Here is an 18,156-nt window from a genome sequence, read left to right as displayed (position 1 = left end):
TGGGATTCAAGTCCTCTGGCGAGGCTGGTCTAATTTACATGATCTTTGCCAAGGTTGGCTCCTAGCTAAAAATCATACTTAACGGGAAAAGTAAGGTAGTTCTAGCTATACCAGCCAAAGAAATATTCTCCAACAGAAGTCGCTCAATTAAATCTTTTGTTTCCGAAGCTCATTACTTTGTTTGTTTGTCGGATTTTCGACAAATTGGCGACCGCAACTAAGACACTTGTATTTGGGTTTTTTATTATGAATTATACCATTCTTAACTGTGCGATTTGAACCACAATCCGGGCACTTTGGTCGTAATGATAGCATATTATCTGACTAAATGAATGTTAGCAAATATCAAGGATTATCGCCAGAGTTACTGATGATACCATAACTCTAAGTCAATCTACATTCGAGCGAGTAAAGAAATATTAAAATCACAAAAGTTGAGAGTGTGAGTTATAAAATTAACCTATGGATTCAATTACAGTAATTAAATTTCACTACATATTTATTACTACCGAATTATTAAGTTTGAGGTACGGCTTTATAGTTCCATTTTGGCAAGTATTCATCAAAAGTAATTTGCATAGTGTTTTTAAAGTTACCAGCTACCTTTAGACCAATTTTATAGACTTTATTAAGCACATTTGCAACTACAGATAGCCCGGTTTTAGTGTGAGTTTTTTCTACCAGATATTTGACTAATTCTATATTGGTAAAAATTACTCCTTGGCAAGCTCTAGTAACATGAGGAAAGAGTCGATGTTCGATGGGATTATTTATATTTAGATGTATAAGGAGGGTAATGGGCAATTCTTATCTCAATTCCGATGTGATTAACTAACTTTTGTAAATCTTATTTAAAGATATAATGATTAGCATTGTTACTACCTCCATCATCACACTTTGCTAAAATTGAAGTGGCATTATGGTAGAGAAAATTTCCATAATTATTCCTCCAACTTTTCAGAAATTCAAAAGTAAATTCACTTGTATCTTTACTGTTGCCTAATGTTATATATCCTCGATTTTCTTGAGCATCATAAATCCCATGTGGAATTACTTTTCCGTGACCTAAGCTCCAAAAATCATGATAAGACAGTAGTGACAGGCTCGGTTGTATAGAGAGTTCCCGGACGATATAAATTCCCTAAAACTTCTTTTTTTTGTATCAAAACGGTTGTATGGGATTACCCGCCTCTCTATACTCTGTATCGAGTCTAGCAATATTTTCAAATTTAGCATTACGATTTTTATTAATTCCTGTTGTCTGTTTATTTTGTGCTTTTCGCTTCACATATCCATGTTTTTTTAGGAGTTGTCCTACTAGGGCGTCGGTTCAGTATCAGGAGTTGACAAAACAAACTGGAAATGATATGTGAATTGAGAAGCCTGTTAAACTCTCACAATCAGGAAGAAGGAAGAAACCTTATGCGCCCTCACTTATGGCATCCTCCAATTGAACTCTCAGAAAGAGAATGGTTGATTATCAAACGCATTAAACGAGCCAAGTTATTCACGTTTCTTCGACTGAACCGTTCATTTATATTTAATGATGAGTTTCAAGAAGAACTTGCTACAATTTTTAAAGACAGCACAGTAGGTCAGGGCCCAGTTCCTCCTGCACAACTTGCCTTGGCAATTATTCTGCAAGCCTACTTAGGCATTTCTGATGATGAAGTCATTGAAGAAATGCTCATGGATCAACGTTGGCAGTTAGTTCTTGATTGTCTCAATTGTGAAAGTCCTCCTTTTAGCAAAGCCACTTTGGTTCGATTCAGAAAGGGCTTAATTAAAAAAGAACTAGACCAACGTTTAATTGACCGCACCGTAGAAATTGCCACACAAAAAGGTGGATTTGGCTCATCTCAACTTAAAGCGGCCGATAATTCCTCCCCGTTATGGGGAGCCGGGAAAGTCGAAGATACATATAATCTATTGGGTCATGCTTTGCGGAAAGCAGTGAGCATGATAGCTGCTGTGCAGGGGCGGGAGGCAGCAGAAATTGCCCGGGAAGCAGGTGCACCCATCCTTAATAGTTCCAGCTTAAAAACGGCATTAGATTTAAACTGGGATAATCCAGTAGAGCGTCAAAATGCACTTTTAATTATCCTAAGTAGCTTAGATTCAGTGGAAGAATGGATGCAAAGCCAGTCTGATTGTGATGAATTTGAAGTAGTTCAAGAGACTCTGGATGTTGCCCGAGTCATTGAATCCCAAAATGTGACTTTCGACTCACAAGGCGTTCCGAGTTTAAGTAAAGGGGTCGCCAAAGAGCGTCGCATTTCTATTGAAGACCCAGATATGCGGCATGGGCGTAAAAGCCGCTCTAAAAAAATAGATGGATATAAACGCCACGTTCTTAAAGATTTAGAGAGTGGTGTAGTTTGCGCGGTGGCGTTGACACGCGCCAATACTCCAGAATCTGCTGCTACAATTGACCTAGAACGTGACTTAAAATTTCAAAATATTCACCTATCTGAGTTACATATCGATCGGGCTTATTTATCTAGTCATTGGGTGACACAACGGGATGATAAATTACAGATATTTTGTAAGGCGTGGCCGGTCAAAAATTCTGGACGGTTTGATAAAAATTCTTTTTTTATTGACTGGGATACGCATTTAATTAGCTGTCCTAATCAGGTAAGTATCCCATTTGAACCCGGAAAAATTGTTCATTTTCCTCAGAATGAATGTGCAATTTGTCCTCTGAGATATGGTTGCACGAATAGTAAAAGAGGACGGACTGTATCAATTCATCCTGATGAAGCCTTAATGCAAGAGTTGCGAGCACGTCAATCCACTGCTATTGGTAGAATAGACTTAAGAAAACGTACTACAGTTGAACACTCTCTGGCTCATATTGGGCATTGGCTTTCTTAACCGTGCTCGCTATATCGGGCAGCGGAAAAATCTTTTCGATCTACGGCGAGTCGCTGTCGTCCATAATCTTCATGTCATTGCTCGAATGGATAAGGTTCGGCCAATTACACCAGGCATAGAGTCGAACTCATGCACTGGCTAATTTCATAAAGTCCTTTTTTTGTCAACTCCTAATACTGAACCGACGCTCTAGTCGAAGTATTAGGAATTGGTGCTCTGCTTTCATCGGCGTTTATCTGCCTTCATCAAGGGTTAAAAAAAGACAAGAATCTAAAAATAACCCATAACCAATAACTATTTAACAACCTCAACCCGATCGCCATCCTTCAGATAACCAGCCCCTGCAATAACCACCCGATCGCCCGCCTTCAAACCCTTTTTAACCTCCACCTTAGCAGCAGTCAAATCGCCCACAGCACCCCCGCTAATTTCCCCAACTTCCACCCGTTGAGCCTGCACTTTGTCCTCGCCGACAAGTTTATAAACAATAGAACTGCCGTCAGGTTGGGGCAAAATAGCTTTAGCGGGAACTTTCAAACCTTGATTCGTTGCTGTCGCAATTGATGCGCGCAAAAACATTCCCGATCGCAAAAACGCGCTTGCCGGCAAATCAATCTTCACCGTAGCTTGCCGATTTTGCGGGTCAACTAGCGGCGAAATATCTCGCACAGTTCCTGACAACTTAATCCGCTTGTCAGAGTCAGAAGTAATCTGCACCGCTGTTCCCGGCCGCACTTGCGCAACCTGAGTTTCCGGCACTTTCAATTGTAGTTCCAGCTTGTTTCCCCTAATAATTGAAAATAGTTTTTGACTCCCCGAAGAAACATCGCCAACTCGACCAATTCTTTCCGCCACAGTGCCGCTATCTGGTGCTCGAACAATAGTTTGTTCTAGTTGAGTTTGTAACTGTTTGACTTGGGCATCATTGCTGCGGACACTTGCTGCGTTATTTCCGACATTTGCTCTCGCACTGCTGACACTCGCTCCGGCCGTATTCACTTTTGCACGAGCGCTGCTGAGGGCAGCTCTCGCCGTACTGATATTAGCTTCAGCAGTAGCTACTTTAGCAATAGCCGATCGCACTTCTTCCGCTGCTTTATTCTGTTCTTCCAAAGCTGTATTCAAGTCAGCTTTAGCTTTGTTCAAGTCTTGAACGGCCGTGTCTCGCTCCGTCTTGCGCTTTTCTAAATCTTGCTGGCTAATTACTCCCTGAGTCGCCAAATTTTGACTGCGATTTACTTCTCTTTGAGCTTGAGCTAATTTAGCCTGGGCGGAGGCAATGCCGGCTTTAGCTTGAGTGACGCCCGCTTTAGCTTGTTCCACACCGGCCCTGGCCTGGCCGACGCCTGTTTGGGCTTGGGCTGCGTCAGCGATGGCTTTTTCAACGCCAGCTTGAGCTTGAGCGACGCCGGCTTGGGCTTCTTGTTGGGCTGACTGAGCTTGCTGCACCTGAGCTTCGGCTTGTTCTACCGTAGAATTAGCCGATTGTACTCCAGCCAGCGCTTCGGCAATTTGCGATCGCAGCACCGAATCGTCCAAAACCGCCATCGTCTGACCTTTTTCTACCGCATCCCCCTCCGCCACCAAAACCTGCTTGATTTGCAAACCGTTGGCCTGTGGCAGCACCGGCAGCAAGTCATAGGCCGCCACGGTGCCCGTCGCTTCCAGAGTTTGACCCACCTCGGCAGATTCCACAGCCGCCACTGTCACAGTCGGCGCCGTCGCCTGCTGACTTGCCGATGGAATTGGAACTGCGGGACGCGCGCTCTGCTTGCCCCCAGTCAAGTGTACTGCTAGCAGCGTTGCAGCCACGCCAATGCCTGCGCCCGCCAACAAGGCAGGCCACCTGAGTCCTTTGCTGGGCCCAACTTCAGTTGCTTCGGGTTCCCAAACTTCAGATTCTTCCCCCTCCATTTCTGGAACTTCAAGGGCAACTTCTCGTTCATCTTCCTCACCGGAGAATTGCCAGCGAGAGCGGTCTGAGACCCCACTTTCAGGTACATCCACTGCTGAGTTCTTGTCGCGTCCGCTCTGCACGGAGGGAAGGGGTTGCTTTTCTTCCGCTTCTGAAAAAACTTGATTGGTCACGGTAGTTCCTCTCGCCGCTATTAGCCTGTGGTTTTTTTATTGTAAAGAAAGATTGCGGTTTTTATGTCTGATTCATTTTAACGAAGGGCCTGAGCAGTCGCGCGTCCTCCTTTTGGGTGAGTGTGGCGCGTTTCACCTTACAATGGCGAATTGATCCGACTTTGTAGAATCAATATTTAATGCGATCTGCATCCGGGGCATACTGAATATTAGCGTCATTCCCGATCGTGCGGTCGATCGGACTCGCATTGTCTGTCCCGGAGCGGTTTTGCCATCACCAACCGATCAATGCTGAGAAAAGTCAGTCTAATCTTGAACTGATTATTCCTAATCTATACTCTCATGTGTTTATTGTATAATACGGCACATCTGCTGAAAAACTTGTGCCACTTTATTTAAAAAAAATCAAAATGAATAGTCTCTTTTCTCCCCTCCAACAGTTTCTAATTACTTGGCTGCTAGTGCTAGTGACGGGATGGTTTACCCTGACTGCTGTCAGTTATGTTGGGGAACTGGTCAGCATTTTAGTAACAGCGGGACTCATTGCATTTTTATTAAATTATGCAGTAAAAAGACTGCAAGTATTTTTGCCGCGGGGAGTAGCTGCGGGGCTGGTTTATTTAACTGCGGGTGTGATAGTAGTAGTAATCGGTTTAACTATTGTGCCGCCGGTGTTCAGCCAAGCGAGGCAGTTGGGGGTGAGGTTCCCGGAATTGCTGGAGTCGGGGCGGCTGCAGCTAGGTGAATTTCAAGCCTGGAGTGCCGATCGCAATTTGCCGTTTGACGTGCAAATTTTGGAGCAGCAGTTATCAGCAAAAGTGCAAGAACAAGTGCAGGCAATCGCGGGTACGAGTCTAGGTTTAGTTGTAGGTACTGTTAACTGGTTTTTGGACTTAATTCTCATCCTGGTAATTTCATTTTATATGCTCCTCGACGGTCAAAGAGTGTGGCAGGGTTTGACCAGCATTTTTTCGCCAGATATTCGCTATGTTTTAACAGATACTTTGCAGCGAAATCTCCAGCGATTTGTATCGGGACAGTTATTGCTGGGACTGTTTATGGCAATCTCGCTGACTCTGGCTTTTTGGTGGCTGCAAGTTCCGTTTTTTCTGTTGTTTGCCGTGTTTATAGGATTGACGGAAATTATTCCGTTTATTGGAGCAACTTTGGGAATTGGCACTGTTAGTATAATTGTAGCGTTTATTGATTGGTGGCTGGCGCTGCAAGTCTTGGTAGTGGCGATCGGTCTCCAGCAAATCAAGGATAATGTAGTAGCTCCCCGAATCATGGGCAATCTCACCGGATTGAGCCCGGTAATTATTTTCACCGCTTTGCTGTTAGGAGGTAGAGTGGGAGGGTTGTTGGGAGTTATCCTGGCAATTCCGCTCACAGGGGTTGTAAAAAGTATAGTAGAAATTGTACTCAATCCCAAACTGCCTCCGCAAACAGGCTCGTTTTTCTACAATCCTTTTAGCGGCGAGGAATTGGGGAAAATAGCAGAAAATGAAAGTAGAATAATTTTGGTAGCAGATGAACAAAAATAGTCTCATGTTTTTAGTAATGACTTCATTCCTGAAAATTTTTATAAGTCAGGAATTCAGTTTTTGCTGCTGAGCCTATTAAGAAAAAACTCAAGTCTTGAGTAAGAACTTTAGTCCTTACTGCGAACCCACTTAAAATCTCAAACCTAAAAACTTATGAAATGGTGGCAAAATCTTAAGAAAAACCCTCTAGCTCGGTTGGGAGCCGTGCTGCTGTTAATTTTTTACACAGTCGCACTTTTAGCCGAATTTGTGGCACCTTACGACCCCTACGACTCTCAATTAAACGGTTCATTGCTGCCGCCGACTCAAATTTATTTAACCACCCCAGACGGGCGATTTATCGGGCCCCACGTTTATCCGACTACTCAGGGCCCAGTGGATGCGAATACGGGCGATCGCGAGGTAATTGTAGACTGGCAAAAACCCTCTGCTGTCGGTTTTTTTGTCAAAGCTTCTTCCTATAAGTTTTTAGGAATTTTGCCTTTTGACAGGCATATTTTTGGCACTACCGGAGAAGGCAAAATAAACATTTTAGGCACTGACGAACAAGCTCGCGATCAATTCAGCCGCTTAGTACAGGGCAGCAGAATTAGCCTCAGCATCGGTTTAGTTGGCATAGCAATTTCTTTTCCTTTAGGGTTATTAATCGGAGGAATATCCGGTTATTTCGGCAGTTGGATTGACAGTATTTTAATGCGCTTCGCCGAAGTATTGATGACTATTCCCGGTCTTTATTTATTAGTAGCGCTAGCAGCAGTGCTGCCCCCGGAATTGACAAGCGCTCAGCGATTTATATTGATTGTGCTGATTACTTCATTTATTAGTTGGGCGAGTTTAGCGCGGGTAATTCGCGGCCAGGTACTGTCAATTAAACAGCTAGAATTCGTGCAAGCGGCGCGGGCAATGGGCGCTAATCCAATTTACATTATTGTCCGCCACGTGTTGCCACAAACGGCAACTTACGTAATTATTTCTGCCACTTTGTCGGTTCCTGGTTTTATTGTGGCGGAGTCTGTTTTGAGTTTAATTGGGTTGGGAATTCAACAGCCAGATCCTTCTTGGGGAAATTTGCTATCCCTGTCTACTAATGCTTCCATTTTAGTATTGCAGCCTTGGTTGGTTTGGCCTCCGGCGATACTGATTATTTTGACTGTTTTGGCGTTTAATTTATTGGGGGATGGGTTGCGGGATGCTCTCGATCCGAGAAGCATTCAAAGGAATTAAGGGGACTTAGACATTTTCTAGCCCCTTTAGGGGGTGATATCAATTCCGGTTGCACGAGGGATATGATGGGGAGCGATCCGTGGGGGAATGTGGAATTATTGACCTTGACTTTATCATTCCGATCCAACCGGAAACGATATGAAAACCGCTGGGAGTAAATTAAAGAAGTTGACCCAAAAATGCCTAAAACCCTTAAATATACTGGATTCCTACCCATTCGAGCTAAAAACATTTCGGTATATAGGTTTGAAGCCATTTAGGCTTCAGTTTTTGTCTAAGTCCCGTTAAACAAAACTCTCAAAATATTCGCGGTAAATAGGTAGGTACTGTAAAACGCAACTATGTAAAAGATGGTAAAGTATCCGTCGGCCCTATAGTGCCTGACTGACCCCTGTTTATACCAGTTGCAGGGCTACAATTATCTTAAAGTATAAACCTGCAACTGGTATAAACTTTTTTCAGTAATCTAATTCTTAAAGTGCGATCGTGAAATTAGAACTTGCCTTAGCTCAATATACTGATGCTCTCACTAACCTAAAATTGGCAAAGTCTGAACCCTCAGAAATAGAAATTCTCCATATTTTAGTTGCTCGCGATGCGATCGAAGAAGCTCTCAGCGAGAAAACCCAGCTTTCTGTGGAAAGTTTGGCTAAACTACTCGAATTGGACAACTTCCTGAAACAACAAGCCCATGCGATCGCCCGAGGAGCAAAATTGGCAGAATGGCGAGCTACATTTCACCCCTCGACAGAAGCTTGGTGGTGGTTTCTCGAACCCACCTCCAACGAGGAAGTTTCCCACTCAAATCCCCTCGATCCGTTGTTCAACGGGCTGACTATCGCTGGATTGACGGCGGTAGGAGCCTATATGACAACCTTCGTTCAACTCTTTGCCACGGGAGGATTCGGTTTCTTGGAGGCCTTAGGCCTGCTGGGACAAGGAGGGTTAATTCTCACGGTAATCCGCACCTTGCAGAACACAGGACAAGAAAAGATTAAAAACCTGCTCAAAAAACTCAATATTTCTCCGCAGTTTCACAGTCAAGCAACCTTGGGAATTACCGCAATGTTATTGTTGGCTTCTGTGGGAGTCAATAACTCTTTGCCTGAGATTGGGAAATGGAACTATCGAGAAGGAAAAAAACTCTACAAACAGGGTTTACTGGTAAAAGCCAAAGCGCAATACGAGCAAGCGGCCAAAATAGCTCCTCAGGATTCTGACATTCTAATTGCCTTAGGAGAAATATACGAATCTTTGGGAGATCTAGATCCAGCTCAAAAGCTGTATCAAAGAGTTGTAGAGCGAGGAGATGCCCGCGCCTTTAATAATTTAGGCCGCCTTTATATTAGCAAAAAAAAAATGAGTGATGCTGAATCTTTACTGCGAATTGGATTAGAAGAGTTTACTAAAGGATCTAGAAAAAAAGAGGAGCAACTCAACTATGAACTGCATCTAAACTTGGGCTGGGTACTGCTCGAACAAGGATTTTACGAGGAGGCTGAAAAAGAACTCCGAAAAGCAGTTGATATCGACGAAAAAATTCTCGAAAAACAGCTCGGTGGAGGCATGGCTTATTGCTTACTCCCTGAGGCTATGAAAAAGGTTATGGAAGGGAGAAAATATAAAACAAACGAAAAACAGCGAGCGGACGATGAAAAAGAGAAATTGGACTGGGAAAGAAAGTGTATGAGCAAGGCTCGTCCCGAAACGATCGAGCAGTATAAATGGTTTGTTGATAAGAAAAAACGAGAGATAATTGAGTATATAGATACGAGTGGGGTGGTGGATACAGAATCTCAGCCAAGTACACAGCCGTGATGAGTAAGATAAAAGTAAAAAATAAAAAATAAAAAATAAAAAGAAGGTTCTTTTTACTTTTAGTTTCCCTACTTGGTTGGAAGTCCCCCTTTTTTAGCGGAACTTGCGTTGTAAGGTGCGCCAGCATTCTTTTTTCATGAAATGGAGTGGTGCGCGTGTTATTCAGCGTAATTTGGCGGATTAACAGGTAAGCGGATCGTAAAAGTAGAACCAACACCCTCCTGACTTTTTACTGAAATATTGCCGCCCATCATGAGGCAAAAACGCTGGCTGATTGCTAGTCCCAAACCGGTGCCGCCGTACTTGCGCGTGGTAGAAGCGTCTGCTTGGGTAAAGGGTTGAAAAATTTGCTGCAACTGGTCTGGATTCATCCCAATTCCTGTATCTGTACAATGAAAAACTAAAAATTCTTTACTAGCAATTGAAGATTGAGAATTTGCCGCAGGTTCCGAAGTATTTTCTTGTCTGGATTCACTACTTTCACCTGGGATTTTTTCTCGGCTGGCTGTGAGGGTAATTGTACCGTTTTGAGTGAATTTGGCTGCATTGCTCAGCAAATTTAATAAAATCTGCTGCACTTTGGTAATGTCCCCGTGCATAGTGCCGATATTGGTAATTCGCTCCAAGTTTAGAGTGTTGCCGTTTTTCTCAATTAGCGGTGCGGCGGTAGATGCGACTTCTTCAATCAAGGCGGCGATGTTGAAGGTTTCTAAGTAAAGATCCATGCGACCGGCTTCGATTTTAGAAATGTCGAGAATGTCGTTAATTAGCGATAGCAAGTGTCTGCCGGAAGTGCGGATTTTGTCTAAATCTGGGATGAGTTCATCGTAGCCCAATTCTTCGGTTTCTTCTTGGAGCATTTCGCTGTAGCCGATGATGGCATTCAGAGGTGTTCGCAGTTCGTGGCTCATGTTTGCTAAAAATGCGCTTTTTGCGGTGGAAGCTGCTTCGGCTGCTTCTAGGGCCAGTTGCAAGGCGGATTCAAAGACTTTGCGATCGCTAATATCCTCGACGCTGCCTTCATAGTAGAGTACCTCGCCGTCGGCGTCGCGCACTGCACGCGCGCTTTCGGAAATCCAAATTACGCTGCCGTCAACGCGGTAAACTTCTGACTCAAACCCCGAAATTTCTCCGAATTCTTCCATCACCCGCATAAACTTCTCGCGCTGCTGAGGATTGACGTAAGTTTGCTGTCTGATGTTTGTGAGATTTGATATCAATTCTTCGGGAGTAGCGTAGCCGTAGATGCGGGCTAAAGCTGGATTTACGCTCAAGAAGTGGCCTTCGGGGGTTCTTTGAAAAATGCCTTCGACGGCATTTTCAAAGATGCTGCGGTATTTTTGTTCTGCTTGACGCAAAGCGCTTTGTGTGCGATCGCGCTCGCTAGCTTCGATCGCCAATGATACCAAATCTGCCAGGGAAGCAGCAAAATTTTGTTCTTCTACTGTCCAGTTGCGAGGAGTTCCCACTTGTTCGATACAGATGACTCCGACGGTTTGTCCTCCCAGCCGCACCGGTGCATCTAAGGTTGATGTGATGCCGATGAGTGCAAAGTAAGATGCCACAACTTCTCTGGTTCTAATATCTGAGAAAGCGTCGTCGGCTGCGATCGTCCGGTCTTCTTCCAAAGCTTGAAAATAAGCTGGATAGTCTGCTGCTGCGAGTTCAGTACCTTCGGAATGCTGGTGGTTGCTGCGCCTAAATTGGTCGAGACATTGCAGTTTCGATCGGCTTTCGTCGTACAACCACGCTCCGGCTCCTTCTGTATCTAGGGTATGAGCAGCCGCTTCGGTGATTTGCCTCAAAGCTACTTGCAAATCGCCTCGATACAGCGCTTTATTTCTCGCCAATTCTAGCAAAACCGTATTTTGTTTGAGCAATTGTTTTTGCCTTTGACGCCGCACGGATTCCGCTCGCTTCTGTTCGGTAATGTCGCGGGCTACCAAAATGACGGATTCTTCTGAAAGCGGCGAAATGCTGGCGGCAAAACAAACTTCGCGGTCGTCAATGGTTAAATCGTACTCGATGCTGACAGTTTGCTGAGTATCTAAAGCTGCTCGGATGTGGTTGAGAAAATTGTCCGCTGTAGCTTGCGGAAACACCTCTCCGACTGTTTTGCCAACTAATTCTTCGGCTGGCTTGTAGAGTAGGGAAAGATTGGTGGGCGCGATTTTTAAATAGCGACCGCTGGCGTCCAAAACTAGAATTAATTCGTTCATTGCTGCAAACAAAGCCCGCAATTCTGCTTCTGCGGCTTCGAGTTCTGCCGTTCGCTCTGCTACTCGCTGTTCTAAACTAGAGTTGGTTTGTTCTAGGGCAACAAAAGACGATCGCAATTGTCTGGCCATTTGATTGAAAGACTGAGCTAGAAGGCCGAGTTCTTTGACGCCTTGAACTTCGACTTCGCCGTTTAATTCTGCGGAGGTGAAGTCGGATGACTCAGACATTTTTCTTAAAGCTTTGGAAGCTTCCAGCAATCGGGTAATCGGTTTGACAACCCAGCGAGTGGTAAAAATTCCGAGTGCGATCGCCAGTATGAAGGCAAAAAAGCACAATAAAATAGTTATCCGAGTGTTGGCGTTAATTTGCTCCATAAAGTCTGCTTCCGGGATTGCCACTACAATCAGCCAATCGAGACCGCGGCCGTCTTGCAGGGGAGCAACGGTAATGAATTGACGTTTGCCGTCTATATCGAAGGTAAACTGTCCTTGGCTCTCAATTTGTTCAAAACTGCCAAATCGTTTTTGCAAGTATGTGGAGGCCGATCGCATTAGCAAATTTTTGCTCTGTGTGGCCAACAGCCGTTTTTGTCCGTCTTTGTCCTTGACAAAGGGCAATTCGTCTGTGGAACTGGCGACTATTTCGCCGCTGCGTTCGATCGCGAAAACTTGTCCCGACGGGCTAATTTTGATGCTTTTGAGAAAATCGCTGATTTGAGAAAGAGTCAGGTCAATTGCCAGTACCCCCTGCAGGCTACCCGTTTGGTTGTAGACGGGCATCACCGGCGTAATGCCGAGAACTGGCGGTGCTGCGAAAACGTAAATTGGAGACCAAGAGGCTTTTCCTGACTGTTTGGCAGCTTGGTACCACGGTCTAGTACGGGGGTCATAAGCGACGGTTCTGATTAGCTCAGTGCGATTTCCTTGGCTGTCGAGGCGATAAATTTGGCGGTTTGGAGCCGTTGATTGGTCTCTGATGTATACTAAGTTTTCTGCTTCTCTCTTGAGCAAGAGGAATTTGCCCTGTTCGTCGCCGTAGTAGATGGTTGTAGTTCGAGCGCTCAGCTTTGTCTGATTCCACAAATAGCGCTCTAAATTGGGGAAGTCTTCCGGGTCTAAGTTTCCAGAGGCGATCGCAGCAGTATTCATTTGCAGGAATAAATGAGACACATCCCCAAAACTGCGAAAATTTTCTTTAGTCCTCGCTGCAACTTCCCAGCTTAACCTCGTAGCAAGGTCATTGACGGCTTTCTGGCCGTTGCGAAACGACAGCCATCCAGTCACGCCGACTGCTACGGAGATTTGCACCACCAGGGGTATCAACAAAACTAGGCTCAGTGACATCTTGGGCGAGCTTTTCATCAGACAACTGCTCAGATTTTTCAATAACATCAATATTCTGACACCTACCGAGTTTACGTATCGTTTGTCGTTTAAAAGATGCCCTAGATATAAGTTACAAAGTTGTAGAGCAAGAGTGAAGTGCGGTGGCCGGCAGCTCAAAAATTGGCTGAGGTTTCCACCGCTACTGTAAAAAATTGTAATATTAATCATGCCACTACTTGCCTGAATGTGGCGATCGCTCTGCAGACTCGCGGTCAAAAAGTCACACCCCGTAAAAAAGCAACTTTAGGCGCGTGCTCCACACCCTGGTTTTCATCAGTCCTTCCCAATTATTTAATTCTTTAATCTAAAATTTTTCATCTAAAATGGGATCGCTTTCTGCGGGTGCGGAGGGTCTCGCTTACGCCTGCTTAATAAAAATCAGATTTCAAATTTTTCTCCAGTGGCAAGACAAATGTAAATTATTTGACAATCGGGTGTTAAAAAATTTGCTATTAATAATATAAGCGGCCAAAATCCCGTAGCGTAGCGGGGCGTAAGCCATCGACTACCAAGAGGATAATTGAAGCATCTGCATTCATCAAAGGGAGCAAAGTAAAGCGTTTTTGGCTTTTTTGGACGCTCGATATTTGGGCAAAATAATACTTCTGGAGGATGACATGAACTATACATTTGAAATCCTGGGCGTATCACCAACTTTAACGTTTTTCAACCAGCAGCAGGAATTGCTGCAACAACAGCAGCAGTCAGGTGTAGAATACTTGGCAAACCGGAAGTGCACTCTCGATGCGTTTGTGGCATCCGTAGAGACAGTTTCTCCTAACCGCGGCTGGGATGTCGATCGAGTTGTAAACACCGTGATTAGTTTCTGGATGAACAACTCCGATAGCATCCAGTATTGGAGGTACAGGCTGGAGGATGCCGGCAGCGAAAACTTGTTAGTAGCGAGAGTAGGCGATATCAAGTCTTTGCAAGCTGCATTTGAATCGCTGCTGGGCGCATAGGAAAATCGCCAATTGCGAAAAAGTCGATCGACTTTTTCGCAAAAACTGAGATATTGCACCATTCTCAATCATCCTTTCAGGGCGGCGTCGGAGCAACGGTTCACAATAAAATTTATCTGTGGTGGAACAGCCATCTTTCCTGTTCTTGAGAATGGTGCAAGATGTAAGTAAAATCCACTCAACAGTCTATTTCCAATTTCCAATTCGCAATTCCCAAATATTATGTCTCGTTCCAAAGCCCTGCAATCTTATATTTTTCTCCGCTTGCTTCTGGCACCCCTAATGTTGTGGACAATCACCACAGCAGTATTTTTATTGTTGCGGGCCACTCCGGGCGACCCCATAGATGCCATTCTCGGCTCGCGAGCTCCCGCAGCAGCCAAAGAAGCAATGCGAACTCAACTCGGCCTCGACGCACCCCTGTGGCAGCAATATCTCAAATACATGAAAGACTTGTTGAGCTTCGACTTGGGAACCTCCATCACCACTCGCGGACAAACCGTGTGGCAAATTATCGGAGATTATTTCCCCGCTACAGTGGAATTAGCAGTTTGTAGCATGGCCATAGCTTTAATTGTTGGCATCAGTATCGGTTCCCTGGCAGCATCCCGCCCCAACACTATTTTCGATGCTGCGGGCCGTTTGTTTGGCATTATCACTTACTCGCTGCCCGCTTTTTGGGCCGGCATGGTTTTGCAATTAATTTTCGCGGTGCAGTTGGGATGGTTCCCTTTGGGAACTCGCTTTCCCGTCACATTCCCCGCCCCCGAAGGCTACACAGGACTATACACTATTGACAGTCTCCTGAGCGCTAACCCCGGTCAGTTTCTCACATCTTTGCATTATTTAGCACTTCCGAGTTTGACGTTGGGGATTCTTTTGAGCGGCATTTTCGAGCGCATTGTCAGAGTGAATCTCAAGCAAACTTTGCAAGCAGATTATGTCGAAGCAGCTAGAGCTAGAGGCATTCCCGAATTCCAGATTTTATGGGCTCACGCTCTGAAAAATGCACTAATTCCGGTGATTACTGTCTTAGGATTGACTTTTGCTGCACTGTTGGGCGGTGCTATTTTAACAGAGGTTACTTTTTCTTGGCCGGGGTTGGCAAATCGTCTTTACGAAGCGATTAGCTTGCGGGATTATCCAACTGTTCAAGGTATTGTGGTATTTTTTGCGGCAATTGTCGTAATTGCCAGCATTGTAATTGATATTTTGAATGCTTACGTTGACCCGCGAATTCGGTATTAAAGGAAGTTAGTTGTTATTATATGATGTCCGGTCAATTACCCTTTTTCTTACGGGTAATTGACCGAACATCATACAGCGTATCCGGATCTTCCTTACTTACTGTGCCAAACTATTGGTTTAAGTAGTTAAAAATCAATCTATGTATGAAGAAAAAAAAACGGCTAAAATCAACTATAATAAGACCAGAAATATTTGCTATATAATAATTTGTGCCATTATTTTCAGATAAATTAGCACAGTAAGTAAGGAAGAGCCAGTAGGGTGTACAGTGCGTGCCTTACCACTACAGATGGTGTCAAAATAGATTCCTTGCGTCCAAGACTTTATCCGTTGTACCGCAAAATTCAAAACATTTGTGGCTTGACAAGGCCAAACTCGTGTAATATAATGTAACTTATTGTAGTCTGTCAATTCTTACTGCCATGAAGCTAACTGCTGGTTGCTAACCCATCCCGATCGATTTCCAACGCTCTGTGCTTTAAAAACTACGAAAGCCAGATATTTGAATTGGGTAGCGACCTCTCGATCGTACTGCGATCGAGCGTCCAGCACTACGAGGACGGCTCAGCAAACCCAGATGGAGCAGAAATATGCAAAAGAAAGCAATTCTCAACGCAGCTAATTTGACCTGCGAAGTCGCACCCACACGGACTTTGTTCGCAGATATCACTGTTGCGATTCATGAAGGCTCGCGCATTGGCTTAGTCGGTCGCAACGGCAGCGGTAAATCGACCTTGCTCAAGCTACTTGCCGGACAACTAATCCCGCAGATTGGCACAGTCGCGAGGACAGGTAGTGTTTACTATCTGCCTCAAGTCAGTACCCTGAATCTGTCTGCATCGAATGAATTGGTACTGGACTGGATCGCTTCTCATTCGGATGAATGGTGGACGGTGACGACGTTGCTAGAGGAGAAGTTTGCCTCGGAAGTCTCGCTATCTCAGCGTCTGGGCACAGTTAGCGGCGGAGAACTGACGAAACTTTGGTTGGCGATCGCTCTATCGAAGCAGCCTGATATTCTGTTGTTAGATGAGCCAACAAATCATTTAGACCTGTTAACCCTGGAACAGTTGCAGACAGCACTGCAAGAATTTTCTGGTGCTTTCGTTATTGTCTCGCACAAGCCGTTTTTTCTCGATCGCACCGTCGATACGATTTGGGAATTAACGCCAGCGGAGTTAAAGGTTTACGGTGGCAACTACTCCTTCTATCGATCGCAAAAAGAAATCGAACATCAAGCCGCATTACGCGCCCGCGAAGTAGCGCGAAAAGAACTAAAGCGAGCGAAAACATCAGCATCTCACGAACAAGAACGAGCCGCTAAATCTCGCCGCCTAGGTCGCAAACGTGCCGATAGCATTCCGAGTGGTGCGTGGAAGCGACAAGCTGAAGTAATGGCAGGAAGTGCTAAGAAAAAACATGAACTCGCCGTACAAAAAGCAACTAATCAAGTTACCGCAACCAAAATCAGAACGACGAAAACAACCAGGGTTAAATTAGAAGAATGCAGTCAAAAAAACAAAAAATTAATCGATATCCAAGGTGCTGATTTGAGATTAGGAGATCGCCGATTAATCAAAAACATTCAGCTTCATGTATCGTCAGGCTCGCGCATTGCTATTGCTGGAAAGAACGGTTCAGGAAAATCCAGTTTAGCTCAAGCCCTTCTAGGAATGGAGCGAACTCCAGCAATTTTAGAAGCCGGTGAAATTGCCATAAAATCTGCCCTAAAAGGGGTATATCTCGATCAAAGCTATGAAATGGTCGATCGCTCTCGGACAGTCCTAGAAAATATGCAAATGGCCAACCCAAACTTAGACTATGAATTGCTGCGACAGCAATTAGGAAATTTTCTATTTTTTAATGATGAGGTGAACAAGCCTGCATCTGCCTTAAGCGGCGGTGAGTTAGCGAGATTAGGGCTGGCTGCGATCGGCATTTCTCAAATTGATTGGCTCATTTTAGATGAACCAACAAATAATTTGGATTTGGAAACAGTGAATCAGATTGTTGATGGAGTCAATGAGTTTCAGAGCGCCCTCTGGGTGATTTCCCACGACCTCGACTTTCTGAGCCGCATTGGAATCACACAAGCCTACCAACTCCACAACGGCCAACTTCAGCCGCTGATCCATCAACCGCATGAGTTGGAACGTTATCATCAGGAATTACTTGAGATGCAAATGTCTTAATTCTGAAGCTCAGTGGCGCACCCTACATCAGCAGGAGTAGCAAAATCTCCTATTTTGGGAAGAAGACAATTTCTAGTTTCTGGGCAATACTGGATCAAACACAGTTCAACATATGAGGAAACGCTGATGAGATTATTGCGAACAATCGCCGCTCTATCGGCGGCCTTGACCCCACTGATGGCTGAAGCTGCCTTTAGCCGTCCCATGCCGGGAACAGCCGATTTTCCCAGAGCCTCAAACCCCGAAGTAAATGTGCCGGTTTGCTTTATCGAAACTCGAGGCGGCACAACTTTTGATTTAGTCAGCTTGTGCGGCACCAACGCCGCTCCCCAAAACAGTGCTCCGGTTGCGGGCAACCCCGCCAATGCTCCTGCAAATAACCCCAATGGGGGTACTCCGCCTGCTGCCCCGAACCCTAACAGCGTCACCAGAGATTCTGCCGGCGCCCCGATAACTACTCCTGCAGGCACGGCAAATCCCAACAATCAAAATAATCAGAATCCGGGAACTTCGCCCAATACCAATCAAAATAATCAGAATCCGGGAACTTCGCCCAATACCAATCAAAATAATCAGAATCCGGGAACTTCGCCCAATA

General features: G+C 44.9%; 9 protein-coding genes and 4 pseudogenes. 8 read left to right on the top strand and 5 right to left on the bottom strand.

Annotation, left to right across the window (positions count from 1 at the left end; all coding sequences use genetic code 11):
• Positions 1–94: 94 nt before the first annotated feature.
• The 3 genes and pseudogenes from QUB30_RS30455 to QUB30_RS30445 all read right to left on the bottom strand — a co-directional run.
• Positions 95–315: pseudogene (locus tag QUB30_RS30455) on the bottom strand (IS1/IS1595 family N-terminal zinc-binding domain-containing protein); the annotation flags it as partial.
• 201 nt (positions 316–516) lie between these two features.
• Positions 517–804: an ISAzo13-like element transposase-related protein gene (locus QUB30_RS30450; protein ID WP_333341593.1), complete on the bottom strand. Its 288-nt coding sequence runs from the start codon at positions 802–804 to the stop codon at positions 517–519.
• Positions 767–1,039: pseudogene (locus QUB30_RS30445) on the bottom strand (ISAzo13-like element transposase-related protein). Before QUB30_RS30445 ends, QUB30_RS30450 begins: the two are co-directional and overlap by 38 nt.
• A gap of 383 nt (positions 1,040–1,422) precedes the next feature.
• Between QUB30_RS30445 and QUB30_RS30440 the strand changes: the two are divergent.
• Positions 1,423–3,019, top strand: a pseudogene (locus QUB30_RS30440) (IS1182 family transposase).
• 152 nt (positions 3,020–3,171) lie between these two features.
• Here QUB30_RS30440 and QUB30_RS30435 read toward each other — a convergent pair.
• Positions 3,172–4,965, bottom strand: a complete 1,794-nt coding sequence (locus tag QUB30_RS30435; protein WP_333341591.1) for an efflux RND transporter periplasmic adaptor subunit — start codon at positions 4,963–4,965, stop codon at positions 3,172–3,174.
• A 410-nt stretch (positions 4,966–5,375) separates the two neighbouring features.
• Here QUB30_RS30435 and QUB30_RS30430 point away from each other — a divergent pair, with 410 nt between their 5' ends.
• From QUB30_RS30430 to QUB30_RS30420, 3 genes are all read left to right on the top strand, one after another.
• A complete protein-coding gene (locus QUB30_RS30430; RefSeq protein ID WP_333341589.1) occupies positions 5,376–6,509 on the top strand; it encodes an AI-2E family transporter in 1,134 nt (377 codons plus the stop codon).
• Between the two features lie 153 nt (positions 6,510–6,662).
• Entirely contained in the window at positions 6,663–7,733 is a 1,071-nt protein-coding gene (locus QUB30_RS30425; RefSeq protein ID WP_333341587.1) for an ABC transporter permease, read from the top strand.
• Positions 7,734–8,219: 486 nt separating this feature from the next.
• Entirely contained in the window at positions 8,220–9,551 is a 1,332-nt protein-coding gene (locus tag QUB30_RS30420) for a tetratricopeptide repeat protein (protein ID WP_333341585.1), read from the top strand.
• Positions 9,552–9,709: 158 nt separating this feature from the next.
• On the opposite strand, the gene QUB30_RS30415 is transcribed toward QUB30_RS30420, so the two are convergent.
• Positions 9,710–13,132, bottom strand: a complete 3,423-nt coding sequence (locus tag QUB30_RS30415) for a PAS domain S-box protein (protein ID WP_333341583.1) — start codon at positions 13,130–13,132, stop codon at positions 9,710–9,712.
• A gap of 641 nt (positions 13,133–13,773) precedes the next feature.
• On the opposite strand from QUB30_RS30415, the gene QUB30_RS30410 reads away from it, so the two are divergent.
• From QUB30_RS30410 to QUB30_RS30395, 4 genes and pseudogenes are all read left to right on the top strand, one after another.
• Entirely contained in the window at positions 13,774–14,118 is a 345-nt protein-coding gene (locus QUB30_RS30410) for a hypothetical protein (protein WP_333341582.1), read from the top strand.
• Positions 14,119–14,340: 222 nt separating this feature from the next.
• Positions 14,341–15,366: an ABC transporter permease gene (locus tag QUB30_RS30405; protein WP_333078405.1), complete on the top strand. Its 1,026-nt coding sequence runs from the start codon at positions 14,341–14,343 to the stop codon at positions 15,364–15,366.
• Positions 15,367–15,956: 590 nt separating this feature from the next.
• Complete coding sequence (gene abc-f, locus QUB30_RS30400; RefSeq protein ID WP_333341581.1) at positions 15,957–17,558, top strand: ribosomal protection-like ABC-F family protein; 1,602 nt, start codon at positions 15,957–15,959, stop codon at positions 17,556–17,558.
• 126 nt (positions 17,559–17,684) lie between these two features.
• Positions 17,685–18,156, top strand: a pseudogene (locus tag QUB30_RS30395) (hypothetical protein); the annotation flags it as partial.

Origin of the sequence: Microcoleus sp. BROC3, from assembly GCF_036702515.1 — a bacterium.
GTDB lineage: Bacteria > Cyanobacteriota > Cyanobacteriia > Cyanobacteriales > Microcoleaceae > Microcoleus.
Note: the sequence above shows the minus strand (reverse complement) of the source record. Positions and strands in the feature narration are given on the sequence as shown.

What these genes read in the sequence shown, in the direction of transcription:
- QUB30_RS30430 (WP_333341589.1), top strand. Translation starts at nt 5,376, where the DNA reads ATGAATAGTCTCTTTTCTCCCCTCCAACAGTTTCTAATTACTTGGCTG.
- QUB30_RS30425 (WP_333341587.1), top strand. Translation starts at nt 6,663, where the DNA reads ATGAAATGGTGGCAAAATCTTAAGAAAAACCCTCTAGCTCGGTTGGGA.
- QUB30_RS30415 (WP_333341583.1), bottom strand. Translation starts at nt 13,132, where the DNA reads ATGAAAAGCTCGCCCAAGATGTCACTGAGCCTAGTTTTGTTGATACCC.
- QUB30_RS30410 (WP_333341582.1), top strand. Translation starts at nt 13,774, where the DNA reads ATGAACTATACATTTGAAATCCTGGGCGTATCACCAACTTTAACGTTT.
- QUB30_RS30405 (WP_333078405.1), top strand. Translation starts at nt 14,341, where the DNA reads ATGTCTCGTTCCAAAGCCCTGCAATCTTATATTTTTCTCCGCTTGCTT.
- abc-f (WP_333341581.1), top strand. Translation starts at nt 15,957, where the DNA reads ATGCAAAAGAAAGCAATTCTCAACGCAGCTAATTTGACCTGCGAAGTC.